Source organism: Halorubrum sp. SS7 (assembly GCF_005435055.1).
Classification (GTDB): Archaea; Halobacteriota; Halobacteria; order Halobacteriales; family Haloferacaceae; genus Halorubrum; species Halorubrum salinarum.
In genome coordinates this window covers 85,445-101,524 of sequence record NZ_SGXV01000001.1, presented here as the reverse complement: position 1 = coordinate 101,524, position 16,080 = coordinate 85,445, and the positions used below count along the sequence as shown (strand labels likewise).

Here is a 16,080-nt window from a genome sequence, read left to right as displayed (position 1 = left end):
GCGGGCCGTGGGTCACCGCATGCGCGTCAGCGTCATCGGCGGGAGCTCGGTCGGTCCGGAGACCGCAGCGGTCGCGGAGGCCCTCGGCGAACGGCTCGCGGAGCGCGGCCACGTCGTCGTCTGCGGCGGGCTGGGCGGCGTCATGGAGGCGGTCTGCCGCGGGGCCCGCGCGGCGGGCGGCGAGACGATCGGGATCCTCCCGACGGACGACCGCGCGGACGCGAACCGACACGTCACGACCCCGATCGCGACGGGGATGGGCCACGCGCGCAACGCGCTCGTCGTGATGAACGGCGACGCCGCCGTCGCGGTCGACGGCGCGGGCGGCACGCTCTCCGAGATCGGGCTCGCGCTCGCGCAGGGGCGCCCCGTGGCCGGGCTCGACACCCACGCCGTCGACGGGGTCGAGGCCGTCGACTCGCCCGCGGCGGCGGTCGAGTACGTCGAACGGGCCGCGCGGACGGACTGACGGGGTAGGGTCGACGCTCGGCCGCCGGTCGGGCGTGTTATCAGAGAAGTCCGGGGCAGAACCACGGTTTACAGCTCCGGCACCGCCGGTGGCTCCGACCGAACCGCTCGCAGTTCGCCACGCCTCGACGAGCGCACCGGCGCTCGGCGACGCCGGGCCCATCTCATCCGTCATCGGACGTGGCTGCGAGGTCGACTCCGGGCGCGAACCCCTGTAATTAGATGTAATTAATATTTATCAGGCCGCGGCGAAACGGATCCGGCAATGAGCGATTACACCACGATCTCGCTGCGGAAGGAGTTCGTCGCGGACGTGGAGGCGTACATCGAGGACGAGCCGTTCGGCTCGGTCAAGGAGTTCGTGAAACACGTCGTCGTCCAGGAGATGGAGTCCGACGAGGGGGTCTCCGAGGCGGAGGCGAAACAGATCGCCCAGAAGCTCCGGGAGCTGGGGTACATGGAATGAGCGGGCGGCACCGGAGGGCGGGGTCGAGCGCTCTCGACGAAATCGAGCGCGCCGACCTCCTCCTGCTCGCCATCCCGCTCGCCTTCTGCGCCGCGTACGCGGCCGCGTCGCTCGTCGCCCGCGGGTACACGGTCCCCGTCGCCGGCGGCTCGCTCGCGGCCGGCGCCCTCGTGGTCGACGGGCTCTTCGTGAACCCGCCCGACGAGGCGTAACCTGGGCTGCGAAAAGGTCCGAAGGACGCCTGCGCGCCGCTCTACCAGGTGTCGTGGAACGTGTCGAACTCGATCGAGTCGAGCGGCTTCTCGCCGATGGCGGCCTCGTACTCGCCGGGCGTCAGCATCGGCTTGTGGAAGCGCGGGCCGTCGTCGGTCGTGATCCGCGGACAGCCCGTGTTGACGAACGCGTCCATGTCGAAGTTGCGCAGGCGGTCCGGCGTCACCTCGTCCATGGTGATCAGGTAGGCGTTCTCGTTGTTGTCGACGATCTCCTGGGCCTTCTCCCAGCGGCCCTGGCCGATCTTCGTACAGAAGATGACGCCCCACTTCTCGGCGTCCATCGCCTTGTGGACCGCGGCGTACCGCTGCTTGAGGAACTGGTCGTGCTCGGCGATCGACACCGCGTTGTTGACGGGGTCAGCGATGACGACGCGCTTGTCCGGGTGCTCCATGGCGAGCCCGACCGGGTGGAACTTCCCGCCGCCGACGTACAGCACCTGCTCGGCGTCGATGTCCGCGGAGGCGTAGTTACAGCCGAGCACCTGCCCCTCCTTGGTGAGGCGATCGTCGCCCCGGCGGGTGTGGACCTCGTAGCCGCGCTCCTCTAACCAGTCGGTCATCTCCTCGAAGCGGTTCATGTGCTGGGCCGTCGTGACGAGCCCCACGTCCGGGTCCTCCTCGGGGGGCGCCAGCTCCTCGTCGAGCGCGTCCTCCATGATCGGGAACGGGTCGACGTTCGAGAAGAGGGGAACGTAGACGATGCTGTCGGACTCCTTCATCGGCGTGTGGCCGAAGTGGACGAACACGTCCGTCCGGCGCATCAGGTACGTGTCGAGGTCGCAGGCGCCGTAGCAGGGCTGCCCGGAGAGCATGAACGTCACGTCGTCTGGCGCGACCTCGCGGAGGTCGTCGGCGACCTTCGGGCCGCGACGCTTCAGTCCCTCGGGGAACTGGAGGCCGACCTTCGAGGCGTCGCGCTCCTCGATGGCCTCGAGGATTCGGTCGAGTTCGTAGTCCCACTCGCGGTCGTGTTTCAGGGCCATCCCCGTCTTCGTCAGGTCGCCCTCCGTAGAGCCGCTCATGTCGAGCGAATTGTGCGGCAGGACGGTTAAACGGCGCGTTCGACCCCGAGCGTCGTTCCGGGCGGTCGCGACCGTCGCTGCCCCGCCGGGAGTTCAGGGGCCGTCGCCGGCGAGCAGTCGGGCGATCCACGCCCGCGGACCGGGGAGGACCGCGCCCGCCTCGACCGCGACCGGATCGCGGTCGACGTCGAGCGAGAGTCGCTCCGCGTCGTCGGCGTCGGCGGTCTCGCGGGACCAGACCAACCCCGCGTCGGAGCCGCCGGGCGCGTCGCCGCGGACCGCCCACCCCGGCTCGCCGCGGACCGTGAGGCGGTCGGCGGCGAGGTACCGTGATCCCTCGCCGCCGATCACGAAGGGCGCCCCAGGGGCCGCGGGCGTCAAGGGGGTGAAGACGACGGCGTCGAGGGACCGGTCCGTCGCGTTCGGGTCCCGGTAGTCGACGACGAGCGTCTCGCCGTCGAGCCGGGCCGTGACGCCCCGCGGGTCGGCGACCCCGTCGTCGGCCGCCTCGGCCGCGACCGCGTCGCGGAGAGACTCGTTCGCCGCGAGCGCGTCCGCGCCGGCCGAGAGGTCGGCGCGCGCCCGCCAGGTGGTCGAGCCGTTCGCGTGAATCGTGACGGTCAGTTCGCTCTCGCCGGCGACCACGCGCTCGCCGCTCGGCGTGGTCCGGTCGAGGTCGCAGACGCCGCAGACGGGCGTCGGCGGGGCGCGGGCGTCGACGGCCGGGACGGCGACCGCCGCGGTCGCGCAGAGGAGCAGTGCGACCAGCAGGGAGAGGGCGCGGGGACGCATGCGACCCGTGCTACTCCGGGAGCCGGCAAGTATCCTGTGGCGCCCGGGGAGGACGCGCTGCCGCGGCCGACGGACCTAACCGCCGCCCTCGCCAACCGCGCACCGATGACCGACATTCCGCTCGAACACGTTCACGTCGCGCCGGACGACGAGGCCGACGGCGAGCCCGCGCCCGCCGTCTTCGTCCTCCACGGCCGCGGCGCCGACGAGGAGGACTTGCTCCCCGTCGCCGCCGAGCTGCCGGGCGACCGCCACGTCGTCAGCCTCCGCGCGCCCGACCCGCTCCAGGGCGGGTACACGTGGTACGAACTCGACCTCTCGGCGGGCGGGCTGGAGTCGAGCCAGCCGGACGCCGAGGACTTCCGCCGGAGCCTCGATCTGATCGTCGAGAGCGTCGAGGGCGCCGTCGACGCGTACGGGCTCGACGCCGACCGGATCGGCCTGCTCGGGTTCAGCCAGGGCGCGATCACGAGCCTCTCGCTCCTCCTCGAAGCCCCCGACCGCTACGCGTGGGTCGTCGCGCTCCACGGCTACCTCGCGGAGTCGCACGCCGACCTCGACCCGGCGGGCATCGAGGGCAAGCCGGTCTTCGTCGGCGCCGGCGCCGGCGACCGCGTGATCCCCGAGTCGCGGACGCAGGCGGCGGTCGAACGGCTCGAAGCCGTCGGCGCCGACGTCGCTCACGGGAGCTTCCCGGGCGGGCACGGCATCGGTCCGCAGGAGCTCGAAGCGGTCGTCGAGTTCGTCGGGTCGCGGACGGCGTAGGGCACGCGGGAAACCGACTCGGAGCCCCGGCTCCGGCAGGTTCAAACCGCTCGCCCACGACGTTCGGGTATGAGCGTCGAACAGGTCTCCATCGAGGACCTCGGCCGAGAGCTCGGCGAGCGGATCGCCGAAACGCCGGAGTACGAGCGCTTCGAGGAGGCGAGAGCCGCGGTCCAGCGCGACGAGGAGGTCCAGCAGCGAATCGACGAGTTCGAGCAGCTCCGCGCGGAGTTCATGCAGGCCCGGCAGACCGGGCAGGCGACGAACGCCGAGCTCCAGCGCGTCCAGGAGGCGCAAGACGAGCTCCACTCGATGCCGGTGATGAGCGAGTACCTCGACGCGCAAGAGGAACTGGAGGACACGCTCGAAGCGGTCAACGAGGCCATCTCGGAGCCGCTCGCGGTGGACTTCGGCGGCGAGGCCGGCGGCTGCTGTCAGGACTGACCCGCGGGCCGGTCCCGTCTTGACTGCGCCGAAGAAATCACCGCACCGCGGCGCGTCGCCGACCGACTCCTTATCCCGGATCCCGACCCATCCTCGCCGTGATAGCCGTCGCCGGCGGGAAGGGCGGAAGCGGAAAGACGACGACTACCCTCGGGCTCGCCCGCGCGCTCTCGCGGCGCGGCGCGCCGGTGGTCGCGGCCGACGCCGACTGGGACCTGCCGAACCTCGCGCGGTTGGCCGCGGAGACCGGCGCCGAGCCACCGAGGGCCGACCCCGGCGGCCGGGCCGACGAGGCGGCGGCGCGGACCGTCCTCGACGCGATTCGCGACGCGGAGCCGCTTCGTCCGGACCGTTCGGCCCCGACGGTCCTCGCGGCGCCGGACGCGCCGCGGTCGGTCGACGCCGGCGCGACGTTCGACGCCCTCGCGGGGGCGACGCCCGACGGGGCGCCGGTGCTGATCGACAGTCCCGCGGGCGCGTCGCCGGACGTGGCCGCGCCCCTGCGGGCGGCGGACCGCGCGCTGATCGCGACGCCGCTCAGGCGCGCCGCGCTCCGCGACGCCGCGAAGACGGCGGCGATCGCCCGGCGGCTCGGCTGCCCGGCGGTCGGCGCGGTCGTGATCGGGGAGGCGAGCGTGCCGGACCGAGTGGCGAGCCTGCTCGGCTGTCCCGTCCTCGGCGCGATCCCGGACGGCGGCGGCGCCCCGCTGTCCGACCCGGCCGTCCGGAGCGCGTACGACGACCTCGCCTCGCGGCTCTGCGAGACCGCGGCGGCGAGCGGGTGGCAGGTCGCGTGAGGATCGCGCCCACGGGCGACGCGGGGGCGGCGGACGACGGGGTCGCGACCGGCCGAGAGGGCCGCCATCGACAGACCCAAGCCTCCACGGGCGGCAGCGATCGTATGGAGACGCTTCCGACTGGGATCTCGGTGCTGGACCGACAGTTCGGCGGGGGGCTCCCGAGCGGTAGCGTCGTCGTGTTGAAGGCGAACCCGGACAGCCAGTCCGAGCTCATCTTGGACCGGTTCGCCCGGGTCCGCCGGTGTCGCTACCTGACCACCGTCCGCTCCGCCGACGCGGTGGAGGCGGCGCTGAGCGGCGACGGCGACGAGGAGACGACCGTCGAGGCCACGACGGAAGTCGGCGACCTCGACGAGGCCGCGGCGCTGACCGGCGACCTCCCCGAAGCCGGCACGCTGATCGTCGACTCCGTGGAGCCGCTGGAGGACGGCGCGGCGCCGGCGGCGTACGCCGAGTTCCTCGATGACCTGCGGTCCCGGGTCGACGACGCCGGCGGTGTCGCGCTGCTCCACGCGCTCCGCGGCGGCGAGGACCCACGGACGCGGCGGGTCACGGAGCAGGTCGCGGACGTGGTGTTCGACCTGCGCACGACCGTCACCGGGACCGAGATCGCGAACCGCCTCGTCGTCCCCAAGTTCCGGGGCGGCGCGGCCCTCGAAGAGCCGCTGAAGCTGAAGCTCACGGACACGGTCGCGGTCGACACGAGCCGCGACATCGCCTGACGCGGTCGGTCGCCCCGACGCGGATTACAGCGCCGCGGACGCGAGGACCACGAGGACGCCCGCGACGGCCGCCGCGACCGCCCAGTTCCGCGCGGTGTCGAACGCGCCGTACGGCCCGCCCTTCCGCGAGAAGAGGTACAGCGCGTAGACGGCGAGCGGCGCCAGCGTCGGCAGCGTCGCCACGGAGACGACGCCGGTGAAACTCGACAGCAGCGCGATCCCGACCGTCGCCGCGCCCGCGACGCCGGCGACGACCGCGTCCTCGCGCGCCCGTTCGATCTCCATACCCGGTGTGGACGCGGCGGCGGCCAAAAGGGATCCGTTCGCCGGACGCTCGCTCACCGCCGGATCGTCCGACGCATGTACGCGAGAGCCGCCGCTCGGCGAGAGAAAAAACGGCCGAACCGAGGCCGGCAGAAGCGGGTTACTCTTCGTCGATCTCGTCGACGATCTCGTCGGCGTCGACGTCGACGTCTTCGAGCGCCTCCTCAATGTCCACGTCGCCGGCGCCGGCGCCGCCCATGCCGCCCATCATACCGCCGAGACCGCCCATGCCGCCGCCCTCGATGACCTCCTCGATCACGACGCGATCGAGGTCGAGGCGGTCCATGAGGTCCTGCGCGATCTGCTGTTTCTGGAACATCCACTGCTGGTTCATCTGCATCGCCTGCGTCGCCGTGACGTAGAGGACCTCCTTCTCGACCTCCTCGGTCTCGACGGTCTCCTCGCCGTCGTCGTCCTCGGTGACGGTCTCCTCCTCCTCGGTGACCGTCTCGATGCGGACCTCCGGCGCCTCCTGGAGGTACATGCCGAGCATGCCGGACGCCTGCTCCTCGCGGTCGTCGATGGCCTCGAGGATCTCGTACTCGTACTCGAGGTCCTCGCCGGCCAGCGGGTGGTTGAAGTCGACGCGGGCGCGGCCGCCGATGATCGTCTCCAGGTGGCCCTGCTGGTTGTCGATCTGGACCTGCGCGCCGGGGTAGCGGCTGTCCTCGGGGATCTTGTCGGCCTTGACCGTCTCGACCTCGTCGGGGTCGTACTCGCCGAAGGCGTCTTCGGCGGGGACGTCGACCGTGCCCTCGTCGCCGACCTCGGCGCCGATGAAGGCCTCCTCGACGGAGGGGAACACGTGGCCGGCGCCGAGCGCGATGATGCGGGGCTCGAACTCGTACTCGTCGACGTCGATCTCGGCGTCCTCGGCCGTCTCCTTGTCGGTCGTGTCGATGACGCGGTCGTCGTCGGCCGTGCGGATCGTGTACGCGACGCGGACGAAGTCGCCGTCTTCGAGTCCGTCGGCGTCAGTCTCGGTCTCGGTCTCCTCGGCCTCCTCGGCCGCGTCCGCTTGCTCCTGATCGCTCATACCTGAAGGTCACCTGTTACACCCTTAAGAAGCACGGTTCGGCCCGAAGCCCGCCGGCGAACGGGAGACAGCGGCGGTTCGGCGGACGACGCGCCCCCCAAGGACCGGCGGTGCCGTCCCGGACCGCCGCGGAGTCCCGCGCCGCTTATGAACGCCCCGGCCGCACCCTCGGGCATGTACGAGGTCGAGATCAAGGTTCCGGCCGACCTGGACGCGACGCGGGAGCGCCTCCGGGAGGCCGGCGCCGAGCGCGTCGATGCCCGCCGGCAGCGGGACATCTACTACGACGCGCCGCACCGCGAGTTCGCCGAGACCGACGAGGCGCTCCGGATCCGCCGCGAGGTCCCGCTCTCGGACGGCGAGGCGACCGACGAGGAGACGGCGACGGTCACCTACAAGGGGCCGCTCCTCGACGACGCCTCGAAGACGCGCGCCGAGCACGAGACCGGCGTCGACGACGGCGAGGCCCTCGACGCGGTCCTCTCGGGGCTCGGGTTCGAGCCGGCGGCGACCGTCGAGAAGCGGCGCGAGTTCTGGTCGTACGACGGCTTCACGGTGACGCTCGACGCCGTCGCCGGGCTCGACGAGTACGTCGAGATCGAACGCACCGTCGGGGCCGAGACCGAGGTCGACGCGGCGCGCGAGGCGGCGGTCGCGGCGCTCGACCGGCTCGGCCTCGACGCGGCCGAGCAGGTCCGGACCTCCTACCTCGGGCTGCTGTTAACCGCGGCGGACGACTGAGGCCAGCGGAGCCCGCTCAGTCGTCCCCCTCGTCCGCCGGTCGCTTCTCCGAGAGGACGGTCCGCTCGAACTCGCAGACGAGGACGTCGTCGTCCCCGTCGACGACCTTGAACGCCTCCACGCGCATCGTGACGACGCCGCGCTCGCCGTCGCTCGTCTCCCGCTTGTCGGTGACCGTCGACCGCGCGCGGATCGTGTCGCCGTGGAAGACGGGGTTCGGGTGTTCCACCTCGTCGTACGACAGGTTCGCGACGATGGTCCCGTCGGTCGTCTCCGGGATGGAGAGGCCGACCGCGAGCGACATGGTGTACAGGCCGTTCACCAAGCGCTCGCCGAACTGCGTCTCGGCGGCGAAGTCGCCGTCGAGGTGGAGCGGCTGCTGGTTCATCGTCATGTCGCAGAAGCGCTGGTTGTCCGCCTCGCTGATGGTCCGTCGCTTGGCGTGATCTATCGTCTCGCCGACCGCGAACTCCTCGTAGTACAGTCCGGGCATGGCCGCCCGCTCGGCCGGCGCCGTGAAATCGGTACCGCTCTCGGCGCGGCCGGCGGCTTTTAGCCGCGCGCCCGCGGACCTCCGCACATGCCACGCCGAAGCCTGCTGTTCTCGCCCGGCGGCAGCCCCGAGCTCATGCGGAAGGCCCCCGGGGCCGGCGCCGACGTGATCTGCTTCGACCTCGAAGACGCCGTCGCGCCCGGTCGGAAGGACGAGGCGAGGGCGGCGGTCCGCGACGTGCTCGCGGACCCCGCGTTCGACCCGGACGCCGAGGTCTGCGTCCGGCTGACCGCCGAGTCGCCCGCGGCTGATCTGGACGGCGTCCTCGACGGGGGCGACCCCTCGAACGAGTCGGTCCGCCTCGACGCGGTGATGCTCCCGAAGGTCGAGGCCGCCGACCGGGTCGAGCGCGTCGCCGCGCTGTGCGCCGGGCGCGGGCGCGACCCCGCCGTGTTCGCGCTCGTCGAGACCGCCGCCGGCGTGCTCTCGGCGCAGTCCATCGCGGCCGCGGACGCGACCGACGCGCTCGTCTTCGGCGCCGAGGACCTCGCCGCCGACGTGGGCGCGACCCGGACCGACGAGGGGACCGAGGTGCTGTACGCCCGCGAGCACGTCGTCCTCGCGGCGAGCGCGGCGGGCGTCGACGCGCTCGACACGGTGTTCACGGACTTCTCCGACGAGGCGGGGCTCCGCGAGGACGCGGCGTTCGCGCGGCGGCTCGGCTACGACGGGAAGCTCGCCATCCACCCCGCGCAGGTGGGCCCGATCACCGAGGCGTTCACCCCGGACCCCGAGGACGTGGAGTGGGCCGAGCGGGTCCTCGACGCGCGCGACGAGGCGGAGCGGGCGGGGAAGGCCGTCTTCCAGGTTGACGGCGAGATGATCGACGCGCCGCTCATCGCGCAGGCGGAGCGGATCCTGGACCGCGCGCCCGACGCCGACCGGTAGCGTCCGCCCGCCGCGGGATCGTCCGGGTCGTCCGTCACAATTAACCCCCGTCCACCAGCACGTACTGGCATGTCTTCTGAGGCGAACCCGTTCGAGAGTCTGCGAGAGCAGGTGGACGACGCCGCGGCGGTCGTCGACGCCGCCCCGGGCGTCATCGAGCGCCTGAAGAATCCGGAGCGAGTGCTGGAGACGAACCTCACGTTCGAGCGCGACGACGGCTCGCTGGAGACCGTGCGCGCCTACCGCTCGCAGTTCAACGGCGACCGCGGCCCGTACAAGGGCGGCATCCGGTATCACCCGGGTGTCACCCGCGACGAGGTGAAGGCGCTGTCCGGCTGGATGGCGTACAAGTGCGCGGTCGTCGACGTGCCCTACGGCGGCGGGAAGGGGGGGATCGCCATCGATCCGGCCGACTACTCCGAGGGGGAGTTAGAGCGCATCACCCGGGCGTTCGCGACCGAGCTGCGCCCCCTGATCGGCGAGGACCGCGACATCCCCGCGCCGGACGTCAACACCGGCCAGCGGGAGATGAACTGGATCAAAGACACCTACGAGACCCTAGAGAACACCACCGCGCCCGGCGTCATCACCGGGAAGGCGCTCGACTCCGGCGGGAGCGAGGGCCGCGTCGAGGCGACGGGGCGTTCCGTGGCGCTGTCGACGCGCGAGGCGTTCGACTGGCTCGACCGCGACCTCGAGGGCGCGACGGTCGCCGTCCAGGGGTACGGCAACGCCGGCTCCGTCGCCGCCGCGCTGCTCGACGACCTCGGCGCGGACGTGGTCGCGGTGTCCGACTCCTCCGGCGGCGTTCACGACCCGGACGGCCTCGCCCCACGCGACGTGAAGGCGCACAAGTCCGAGACCGGGTCGGTGACCGGCTACCCCGGCGCCGACGCGCTCACGAACGACGAGCTGCTCACGCTCGACGTCGACTGCCTCGTCCCGGCCGCGCTGGAGAACGCGGTCGACGAGGCCCTCGCGAGGGACGTCGCCGCCGACCTGATCGTCGAGGCCGCGAACGGGCCGCTCACGCCCGGGGCCGACGACGTGCTCGCCGGGCGCGACGTCCACGTCGTCCCCGACATCCTCGCGAACGCGGGCGGCGTCACCGTCTCCTACTTCGAGTGGGTCCAGAACCGACAGCGGTTCAGCTGGACCGAGGAGCGCGTCAACGACGAGCTCGAACGGGTGATCACGGACGCGTTCGACACCCTGGTCGACACCTACGAGTCGAACGAGGTCGACACCCTCCGGACCGCGGCGTACGTCGTCGGCATCGGTCGGATCGTGGACGCGTACGACCAGGCCGGCAGCTGGCCGTAGCGGTCGCCGCTCCCCGCTCTCACTCCAGCCGCGCGTCCCGGATCTCGATGTGCCCCCGATCGCCCTCCCACACCGCGTCGTAGGTGAGGTCGATGCGGCGGTTCATGTGCGGCCCGTCGACGACGTACGTCTCGAACTCGCCGCCCTCGCCCAGCGGGTGGACCCCGTACTCCTCGCGGAGCGCGAGCAGGTCGGCGAGCGCGTCGGCGTCGAAGCGCCGCCCGAGCCACGACTCGTCGAGGCCGTACGCCGCCACCTGGACGATCCGGATCTCGAAGCCGGCGTCGAACATCGCCTCCGCGAGCTCGATCGGGTCCCGCTGCCACAGCGGCGCGAACAGCTCGATTCCGAGCCGGTCGCACATCGCCTGGATCCGGTTCGTCTGGAACTCGCTCTCGACCGCGCCCGCGGTGACGCCCGCGAGGTCGAGGTCGTCGTCGGCCGCGAGCTCGCGGAGCGCCGCCTCCATCGGCTCCAGCTCGGCGTCGCCCTGGGCGCCCGCGTCGTCGACGTCGTCCGCGCCGAAGTCGTCGGGCGACACCTCGACGAGGTCGATCCCGACGCTCTCGGCCGCGAGCGCGGCGAGCTCCGTCGCCGGCGTGTGGTACATGTACGAGTCGCCGGCGGGGTGGACGGTCAGCAGCCGCGAGACGTCGAGTCCCTCCTCCAGCGCGCGGTACAGCGCCCACGAGGAGTCCTTCCCGCCGGAGAAGAGGCTCACCCAGTTGCTCATGACTCCGAGAGGGAGTCGCGCGGATAAAGGGTCGGCGGTCGGGCCGTAGCGGGGCCGCGTTTCGCGTGTCGCGCGCGACGGGCGCGCCGAGTCAGTCCGAGATGAACTCGTTGTCGCGCCAGTTGACGCCGCCGTCGCCCTCGCCGGCGCCTTGCGGGCTCTCGACGACCTCGATGCTGGCGGGGCGCGGCTCGCCCTCGACGATCCGCGTCGCCTCCAGGTCGCCGTCCTCCTCGGTGATCGCGGTCAGCGTCCCCTTCTCGGAGAGGGTCGCGATCTTGCGGAGCACGAGGAACATGGGGTACTGGAGCGCGGAGTTCTGGAGGACGGTCTCGCGGTCGCCCTTGAAGCAGGCGAACTCGACGAGCTCGGAGGGGATCTCCTCCTCCTCGTCGTCCATCCACTGCGGGCCGCCGGCGCGGGGCGGCTCCTCCTCCCAGACGCGGGTCTCCGTGACCGACGCCTTCAGCTGCGCCGTGGGGGTGTACTTGCTGATCGACTCGTCGTCGGACAGGGCCTTGATGATGAGTGTGTTGTTTCGACGCGTGATGTCGATGTCGTCGATCTCCTCCGGCAGATCGGGGTCTTCGTCGAAGTACGTCTCTACGTCTTCGAGGGGCAGTTCGAGCGTCGAATGAAGTCGGAACACGCGGCCTGTCATTGTTTGTGGGATGCGGTGGGGTCGAACCGGTGGTCACGGCGGCAACGGCAACGGCTGCACCTGCCCTATGTAGGCACCGTGGGTTTATATGGACTGCCCTTCGAGGTGTGAAGATCGGTGCGGCGAGCGGGCGGGGTCGCCGCGGGGCCGAGTCACGTTCTGCGCGGAACCGGGCTCACTCGGCGCCAAGCTCCGCGGCGAGCTCGCCGCGCTCGTCCAGCTCGGCGAGCACGTCGCTCCCGCCGACGAACTCGCCGTCGACGAAGGTCTGCGGGATCGTCTCCCAGCCGCTGTGGGACTCGAGCGCCTCGCGGTACTGCGGCAGCGCGGGCAGCACGTCGACGGTCTCGAACTCCTCGACGTGCTGGGAGATCAGTTCGACGGCGCGCTGCGAGTAGCCGCACTGCGGCATCAGGCGGTTCCCCTTCATGAAAAGCACCACGTCGTTGTCGGCGATTGTCGTCTCGACGCGCTCCTCGATCGCTTCCGGGTCGGCGTCCGTTTCGGGGCTGAACGTCATGACCATCCGTACGCGTCGGCGAGGCAAATGGGTTCCGCACGGCTGTCGTCCGCGTACGGGTCGTCCGCGCGCGGCCCCGCCCCTACTCGTCGCGGTCGACGCGGACCACGTCGACGAGCGAGTAGACGGGGACGCCGTCTATCTCGTCGTACCCCATCTTGTCGACCAAGACGACGCACGCGACGGGCTCGCCGCCCTGCTCGCGGATCGCGTCGATCGACTCCCGCATCGTCGTCCCCGAGGTGATGATGTCGTCGACGACGTAGCAGTCGCGGTTCCGGATCGCGGCGAAGTTCCGCGAGAAGCCGCCGCCGTGCTCGTCGATGTCCCCCTCCTCCCACTGGTGTTTCGCGGGGGCGTACGTGCCGAGGTCGGTGTCGAGCCGGTCCGCGACCGCGGTGGCGAGCGGCGCGCCGGCCTTCTCGATGCCGACCGTCAGGTCGACCTCCTCGCCCTGCTTGACGAGGAGGTCCGCCATCGCGCTCGCCGCGTAGCCGAGGCGGGTCGAGTCGCGCCCGAGCGCCGACCAGTCGACGTGGATGTCGGCGGAGGCGGTCGCGTCGGCCGCTTCCGCGCTCTCGGCGCCGCCGCCGCGCTCGACCAGCCAGCTCGCCGTCTCGCGGGAGACGTTCAGCTCGTCAGCGATCTCGCCCTTCGAGAGCCCCCGCTCCGCGAGCTCGGCCGCGCTGTCTATCAGGTCGTCAACGTTCTTCATACGCGGCGAATTCGACCGCCGTTTTAATAGTCGTGTCGTCATCCGCGAACGCGGCCTCGAAGTCGTCGAGCCCGTGGACGCCGGTCACGAGATCGCCCAAGAACTCGTCCGAAAGGGCCGAGAGCGACTCGACGGCGGACTCGAAGTGGCCGTACCCGGAGTTGACGCTGCCGACGAGCGCCTTGTTGTGGAGGACGAACTCGCGGTGGAGCCGGCCGCCGTCGATCTCGAACTCCCAGTCGCCCGGGACGCCGAGGAGCGCGCCGACGCCGTTGGGCGCGAGCGCCTCGATGGTCTCGAACGCGTGCGGGGCGTACCCCGTCGCCTCGAAGACGAGGTCCATGGGCTCGTACGCGCCGGGCACCTCGGGGATCGGCGTCTCGTTGGAGTTCACGTACGTCGCCCCCAGCGACTCGATGATGTCGATCGTCGGGTCCGGGCGCTCGCGCCGCCCGAGACAGTAGATCCGCTCGAACTCCTCGTCGAGGGTCGCGACGGTCAGGAGGCCGAGCGACCCGTTGCCGAGCACGAGCGCCGACTCGGGCTCCCAGCGGAACGCCGACCGGCTGGCGTACGCGTGGTCGAGCGCCTTCTCCGCGATCGAGACCGGCTCGACGAGGAACCCCCACTCGGCGAGCGCGGGCGGGATCTCGACTAGGAACTCCGCGGGGCTGGTGAAGTACTCGGCCATGAACCCGTGCGCGCCGACGATACCGCGCTCGTGGTACTCGCCCTCCGGCGCCATGTCCGGCTCGCCGCGCGCGAAGTACTCGTTGGCGCCGTTCGGCGGGCGGCGGACCGTCGGGACGACCACGTCCCCGACCTCGAACGGCGTGTCGTTGGGGTCCTCGACCACGCCGACGGCCTCGTGGCCCAACACGAGGTGGTCCTCGCCCGCGGGCGTCCCGCCGTGCCCGCCGGCGATGACCTCGTGGTCCGTGCCGTCGACGCCGACCCGCAGGGTCCGAACGAGCGCCTCGCCGGGCGCGGGCTCCGGTCGCGGCTTCTCTGTCACGACCGGTTCGTCGGCTCCCTCGTAGACGGCTATCGCGTTCATGTCACGACCCAAGCGGTCAGCCACCAAAAGATTTCTTTTGTTGTGAGTAAACACGTGCTCCGGATTCCCCGGGGGAGTTTTCAGTCGGTCCGGCGTACGTGCGGTCGTGTGTACCCTGACTCTCGCGTGGCGAGCGTTCGGCGACGCGCCCGTCGCGCTCGCCGCCACCCGCGACGAGGCGCTCGACCGCCCGAGCGAGCCTCCCGCGGTTCGCGGCGGAACGAGCGGTGACGGCGGCCGGGCGGGCGACGGTAGCCGCGCGACGGACGGCGACGCCGGCGGGCGCGTCCGGTACGTCGCTCCGCGCGACGCGGAGGCCGGCGGGACGTGGATCGGCGTCTCCGAGGGCGGCCTCGTCGTCGCGGTCACGAACCGGTGGCTCGACGCCGACCGCGAGGGCGACCGGTCGCGCGGGCTGCTCGTCCGCGACTGTCTGACGGCCCCCTCCGCCGAGGCGGCGGTGCGAGCGGTCGAGCGCGAGCTCGACGAGCGCGACTACGACGGCTTCAACCTCGTCCTCGCGGACGAGCGGGCGGCGTTCCTGCTGGCGTACGACGGCGGCCTCGCCGCGACCAGGCTCGACCCGGGCGTCCACGTCGTCGGCAACGTCGGCGGCGTGGTCAACGGTACGGAGCGGTTCGCGGTCCCCGAGCGGCGGCGGGCGTTCGGCGAGGAGCGCGCGGACAGCGCGAGACGGATCGCGGCCGCCCTGGTCCCGGAGCCGGGCGAGTCGGGGGCGCCGTGGCTCGACCGCGCGAGCGGCGTCCTCGCCGACCACGAGTACGGCGCCTGCCTCCACGGCGACGAGTTCGGCACCCGGTCGTTCACCCGGATCCGGACCGGCGACGAGCCCGAGATGGCGTACGCCGACGGCCCGCCCTGCGAGACGCCCGCGGAACCGGTGTCGCTTCCCGAGGACTTCGCGACCGCTCGCCGGTGAGACGGCCGCTGTGCGGTCGCGGAGCGTGCGACCGGAAAGCCAGTTTTAAGCGATTCGGGGGGCGTGAGAGAGTATGAGCGCGTCCGAAATCGAGTCCGACCTGTCGGCGGACGAGCGCGCCGGCCTCGAACTCATCCGCGAGACCGGCGGCATCCACCAGAGCGACTTCTGGAAGGAGCTCGACGTCTCCTCGCGGAAGGGGAGCCGCATCGCCGAGTCCCTGGAGGAGGCGGGGGTCATCCAGCGGGAAGACACCGTCTACGACGGTCACAACACCTACTACCTGGAACCCGCCCCGCGCGACCTGGACTTCTCGCTGCTGATGGCCGACGACATGCTCTCCCCGTTCATCGGCGAGGAGGAGGTCGACGCGCAGGCCGACGCCTTCTCGCAGTGGATGATGAACCTCGCGTACGAGGAGTACTGAGCGCCGGTCGCTCGCGGCTTTTATCACTGCGCTCGCGGATCGGGCGTCCGTGAACAGAGCCCTCCCCCTCGCGGCCGGCGTCGGCCTCCTCGCCGCCCTCGGCCTCTACCAACTCGTCCCGTCCCTCCCGACCGCCCTCGGCACGGGGGCCGTCTACGCCGGCGCCGCCTACTTCTACCTCGCGTTCGACGTGTCGCTGCTCGCGGCGGCGCCCCGGTTCGACGACCGCACCGACCGGATCGGCTACGCCCTCGGCCTCTTCGGCCTGAGCGTCACTCCGATCCTCTTCGGCCACTACGCCGACGGCGACGCCGCAGTCTTCGGGTTCGTGGTCGCGTTCTTCGGCGCGGTCGCGTTCCTCACGCTCAGCGAACAGGCGCGTCGGCTCGACGACGGGACGGCGTGAGC

Annotated in this window: 23 protein-coding genes; 13 read left to right on the top strand and 10 right to left on the bottom strand. The window is 71.7% G+C overall.

Annotated elements, in window-relative coordinates; genetic code table 11:
- The first annotated feature begins 19 nt into the window (after positions 1-19).
- The 3 genes from EXE44_RS00555 (at position 20) to EXE44_RS00545 (ending at position 1,146) form a co-directional block, all read left to right on the top strand.
- Positions 20-469 carry a TIGR00725 family protein gene (locus tag EXE44_RS00555; protein ID WP_053772233.1) on the top strand — a complete coding sequence of 150 codons (450 nt, stop codon included), beginning with the start codon at positions 20-22 and terminating at the stop codon, positions 467-469.
- A gap of 264 nt (positions 470-733) precedes the next feature.
- On the top strand, positions 734-934 hold the full coding sequence (locus EXE44_RS00550; protein ID WP_053772234.1) for a hypothetical protein: 201 nt from the start codon (positions 734-736) through the stop codon (positions 932-934).
- Positions 931-1,146, top strand: coding sequence for a hypothetical protein (locus tag EXE44_RS00545; protein WP_137715509.1), 216 nt, complete (start codon positions 931-933; stop codon positions 1,144-1,146). The genes EXE44_RS00550 and EXE44_RS00545 overlap by 4 nt, the downstream gene beginning before the upstream one ends.
- 41 nt (positions 1,147-1,187) lie before the next feature.
- Here EXE44_RS00545 and dph2 read toward each other — a convergent pair whose 3' ends face one another.
- Together dph2 and EXE44_RS00535 are read right to left on the bottom strand one after the other, a co-directional pair.
- Complete coding sequence (dph2, locus tag EXE44_RS00540) at positions 1,188-2,231, bottom strand: diphthamide biosynthesis enzyme Dph2 (protein ID WP_137715508.1); 1,044 nt, start codon at positions 2,229-2,231, stop codon at positions 1,188-1,190.
- 93 nt (positions 2,232-2,324) lie between these two features.
- The gene (locus EXE44_RS00535; protein ID WP_137715507.1) at positions 2,325-3,023 is read right to left on the bottom strand and encodes a hypothetical protein; all 699 of its coding nucleotides are present in this window, start codon (positions 3,021-3,023) and stop codon (positions 2,325-2,327) included.
- A gap of 105 nt (positions 3,024-3,128) precedes the next feature.
- On the opposite strand from EXE44_RS00535, the gene EXE44_RS00530 reads away from it, so the two are divergent.
- The 4 genes from EXE44_RS00530 to EXE44_RS00515 all read left to right on the top strand — a co-directional run bounded on the left by EXE44_RS00530 (position 3,129) and on the right by EXE44_RS00515 (position 5,754).
- On the top strand, positions 3,129-3,788 hold the full coding sequence (locus tag EXE44_RS00530) for an alpha/beta hydrolase (protein ID WP_137715506.1): 660 nt from the start codon (positions 3,129-3,131) through the stop codon (positions 3,786-3,788).
- Positions 3,789-3,857: 69 nt separating this feature from the next.
- A complete protein-coding gene (locus EXE44_RS00525) occupies positions 3,858-4,232 on the top strand; it encodes a YlbF family regulator (protein ID WP_137715505.1) in 375 nt (124 codons plus the stop codon).
- A 98-nt stretch (positions 4,233-4,330) separates the two neighbouring features.
- Positions 4,331-5,029: a P-loop NTPase gene (locus EXE44_RS00520; protein WP_137715504.1), complete on the top strand. Its 699-nt coding sequence runs from the start codon at positions 4,331-4,333 to the stop codon at positions 5,027-5,029.
- Between the two features lie 104 nt (positions 5,030-5,133).
- On the top strand, positions 5,134-5,754 hold the full coding sequence (locus EXE44_RS00515) for a transcriptional regulator (RefSeq protein ID WP_137715503.1): 621 nt from the start codon (positions 5,134-5,136) through the stop codon (positions 5,752-5,754).
- Between the two features lie 24 nt (positions 5,755-5,778).
- Here the strand turns inward: EXE44_RS00515 and EXE44_RS00510 are convergent, their stop codons facing one another.
- Positions 5,779-6,039 carry a hypothetical protein gene (locus tag EXE44_RS00510; protein ID WP_137715502.1) on the bottom strand — a complete coding sequence of 87 codons (261 nt, stop codon included), beginning with the start codon at positions 6,037-6,039 and terminating at the stop codon, positions 5,779-5,781.
- Positions 6,040-6,178: 139 nt separating this feature from the next.
- Positions 6,179-7,114 (bottom strand): peptidylprolyl isomerase, encoded by a 936-nt coding sequence (locus tag EXE44_RS00505; protein ID WP_137715501.1) that lies wholly within the window; start codon positions 7,112-7,114, stop codon positions 6,179-6,181.
- 174 nt (positions 7,115-7,288) lie between these two features.
- Between EXE44_RS00505 and cyaB the strand changes: the two genes are divergently transcribed.
- Positions 7,289-7,855 (top strand): class IV adenylate cyclase, encoded by a 567-nt coding sequence (gene cyaB, locus EXE44_RS00500; RefSeq protein WP_137715500.1) that lies wholly within the window; start codon positions 7,289-7,291, stop codon positions 7,853-7,855.
- 16 nt (positions 7,856-7,871) lie between these two features.
- Here the strand turns inward: cyaB and EXE44_RS00495 are convergent, their stop codons facing one another.
- Positions 7,872-8,348 carry a MaoC family dehydratase gene (locus EXE44_RS00495; RefSeq protein ID WP_137715499.1) on the bottom strand — a complete coding sequence of 159 codons (477 nt, stop codon included), beginning with the start codon at positions 8,346-8,348 and terminating at the stop codon, positions 7,872-7,874.
- An 87-nt stretch (positions 8,349-8,435) separates the two neighbouring features.
- Here EXE44_RS00495 and EXE44_RS00490 point away from each other — a divergent pair, with 87 nt between their 5' ends.
- A complete protein-coding gene (locus EXE44_RS00490; RefSeq protein ID WP_137715498.1) occupies positions 8,436-9,296 on the top strand; it encodes a CoA ester lyase in 861 nt (286 codons plus the stop codon).
- A 69-nt stretch (positions 9,297-9,365) separates the two neighbouring features.
- Entirely contained in the window at positions 9,366-10,619 is a 1,254-nt protein-coding gene (locus EXE44_RS00485; protein ID WP_137715497.1) for a Glu/Leu/Phe/Val dehydrogenase, read from the top strand.
- A gap of 19 nt (positions 10,620-10,638) precedes the next feature.
- Here EXE44_RS00485 and EXE44_RS00480 read toward each other — a convergent pair whose 3' ends face one another.
- The 5 genes from EXE44_RS00480 to EXE44_RS00460 all read right to left on the bottom strand — a co-directional run bounded on the left by EXE44_RS00480 (position 10,639) and on the right by EXE44_RS00460 (position 14,305).
- Positions 10,639-11,352, bottom strand: coding sequence for a diphthine--ammonia ligase (locus tag EXE44_RS00480; RefSeq protein ID WP_137715496.1), 714 nt, complete (start codon positions 11,350-11,352; stop codon positions 10,639-10,641).
- 91 nt (positions 11,353-11,443) lie between these two features.
- Complete coding sequence (locus tag EXE44_RS00475; RefSeq protein WP_121562027.1) at positions 11,444-12,013, bottom strand: hypothetical protein; 570 nt, start codon at positions 12,011-12,013, stop codon at positions 11,444-11,446.
- A 175-nt stretch (positions 12,014-12,188) separates the two neighbouring features.
- Positions 12,189-12,533 carry a glutaredoxin gene (locus EXE44_RS00470; RefSeq protein WP_137715495.1) on the bottom strand — a complete coding sequence of 115 codons (345 nt, stop codon included), beginning with the start codon at positions 12,531-12,533 and terminating at the stop codon, positions 12,189-12,191.
- An 82-nt stretch (positions 12,534-12,615) separates the two neighbouring features.
- A complete protein-coding gene (gfcR, locus tag EXE44_RS00465) occupies positions 12,616-13,248 on the bottom strand; it encodes a transcriptional regulator GfcR (protein WP_121562025.1) in 633 nt (210 codons plus the stop codon).
- Positions 13,235-14,305, bottom strand: a complete 1,071-nt coding sequence (locus EXE44_RS00460) for a glucose 1-dehydrogenase (RefSeq protein WP_137715494.1) — start codon at positions 14,303-14,305, stop codon at positions 13,235-13,237. Before EXE44_RS00460 ends, gfcR begins: the two co-directional genes overlap by 14 nt.
- 106 nt (positions 14,306-14,411) lie before the next feature.
- Between EXE44_RS00460 and EXE44_RS00455 the strand changes: the two genes are divergently transcribed.
- From EXE44_RS00455 to EXE44_RS00445, 3 genes are all read left to right on the top strand, one after another.
- Positions 14,412-15,245: an NRDE family protein gene (locus tag EXE44_RS00455; protein WP_137715493.1), complete on the top strand. Its 834-nt coding sequence runs from the start codon at positions 14,412-14,414 to the stop codon at positions 15,243-15,245.
- Between the two features lie 73 nt (positions 15,246-15,318).
- The gene (locus EXE44_RS00450; RefSeq protein ID WP_004598213.1) at positions 15,319-15,672 is read left to right on the top strand and encodes a hypothetical protein; all 354 of its coding nucleotides are present in this window, start codon (positions 15,319-15,321) and stop codon (positions 15,670-15,672) included.
- 49 nt (positions 15,673-15,721) lie between these two features.
- The gene (locus EXE44_RS00445) at positions 15,722-16,078 is read left to right on the top strand and encodes a hypothetical protein (RefSeq protein WP_137715492.1); all 357 of its coding nucleotides are present in this window, start codon (positions 15,722-15,724) and stop codon (positions 16,076-16,078) included.
- Positions 16,079-16,080: the final 2 nt, after the last annotated feature.

What these genes read in the sequence shown, in the direction of transcription:
- cyaB (WP_137715500.1), top strand. Translation starts at nt 7,289, where the DNA reads ATGTACGAGGTCGAGATCAAGGTTCCGGCCGACCTGGACGCGACGCGG.
- EXE44_RS00550 (WP_053772234.1), top strand. Translation starts at nt 734, where the DNA reads ATGAGCGATTACACCACGATCTCGCTGCGGAAGGAGTTCGTCGCGGAC.
- dph2 (WP_137715508.1), bottom strand. Translation starts at nt 2,231, where the DNA reads ATGAGCGGCTCTACGGAGGGCGACCTGACGAAGACGGGGATGGCCCTG.
- EXE44_RS00505 (WP_137715501.1), bottom strand. Translation starts at nt 7,114, where the DNA reads ATGAGCGATCAGGAGCAAGCGGACGCGGCCGAGGAGGCCGAGGAGACC.
- EXE44_RS00450 (WP_004598213.1), top strand. Translation starts at nt 15,319, where the DNA reads ATGAGCGCGTCCGAAATCGAGTCCGACCTGTCGGCGGACGAGCGCGCC.
- EXE44_RS00460 (WP_137715494.1), bottom strand. Translation starts at nt 14,305, where the DNA reads ATGAACGCGATAGCCGTCTACGAGGGAGCCGACGAACCGGTCGTGACA.
- EXE44_RS00555 (WP_053772233.1), top strand. Translation starts at nt 20, where the DNA reads ATGCGCGTCAGCGTCATCGGCGGGAGCTCGGTCGGTCCGGAGACCGCA.
- EXE44_RS00475 (WP_121562027.1), bottom strand. Translation starts at nt 12,013, where the DNA reads ATGACAGGCCGCGTGTTCCGACTTCATTCGACGCTCGAACTGCCCCTC.
- EXE44_RS00530 (WP_137715506.1), top strand. Translation starts at nt 3,129, where the DNA reads ATGACCGACATTCCGCTCGAACACGTTCACGTCGCGCCGGACGACGAG.
- EXE44_RS00470 (WP_137715495.1), bottom strand. Translation starts at nt 12,533, where the DNA reads ATGACGTTCAGCCCCGAAACGGACGCCGACCCGGAAGCGATCGAGGAG.
- EXE44_RS00545 (WP_137715509.1), top strand. Translation starts at nt 931, where the DNA reads ATGAGCGGGCGGCACCGGAGGGCGGGGTCGAGCGCTCTCGACGAAATC.
- gfcR (WP_121562025.1), bottom strand. Translation starts at nt 13,248, where the DNA reads ATGAAGAACGTTGACGACCTGATAGACAGCGCGGCCGAGCTCGCGGAG.
- EXE44_RS00525 (WP_137715505.1), top strand. Translation starts at nt 3,858, where the DNA reads ATGAGCGTCGAACAGGTCTCCATCGAGGACCTCGGCCGAGAGCTCGGC.
- EXE44_RS00480 (WP_137715496.1), bottom strand. Translation starts at nt 11,352, where the DNA reads ATGAGCAACTGGGTGAGCCTCTTCTCCGGCGGGAAGGACTCCTCGTGG.
- EXE44_RS00515 (WP_137715503.1), top strand. Translation starts at nt 5,134, where the DNA reads ATGGAGACGCTTCCGACTGGGATCTCGGTGCTGGACCGACAGTTCGGC.
- EXE44_RS00495 (WP_137715499.1), bottom strand. Translation starts at nt 8,348, where the DNA reads ATGCCCGGACTGTACTACGAGGAGTTCGCGGTCGGCGAGACGATAGAT.
- EXE44_RS00485 (WP_137715497.1), top strand. Translation starts at nt 9,366, where the DNA reads ATGTCTTCTGAGGCGAACCCGTTCGAGAGTCTGCGAGAGCAGGTGGAC.
- EXE44_RS00535 (WP_137715507.1), bottom strand. Translation starts at nt 3,023, where the DNA reads ATGCGTCCCCGCGCCCTCTCCCTGCTGGTCGCACTGCTCCTCTGCGCG.
- EXE44_RS00510 (WP_137715502.1), bottom strand. Translation starts at nt 6,039, where the DNA reads ATGGAGATCGAACGGGCGCGCGAGGACGCGGTCGTCGCCGGCGTCGCG.
- EXE44_RS00490 (WP_137715498.1), top strand. Translation starts at nt 8,436, where the DNA reads ATGCCACGCCGAAGCCTGCTGTTCTCGCCCGGCGGCAGCCCCGAGCTC.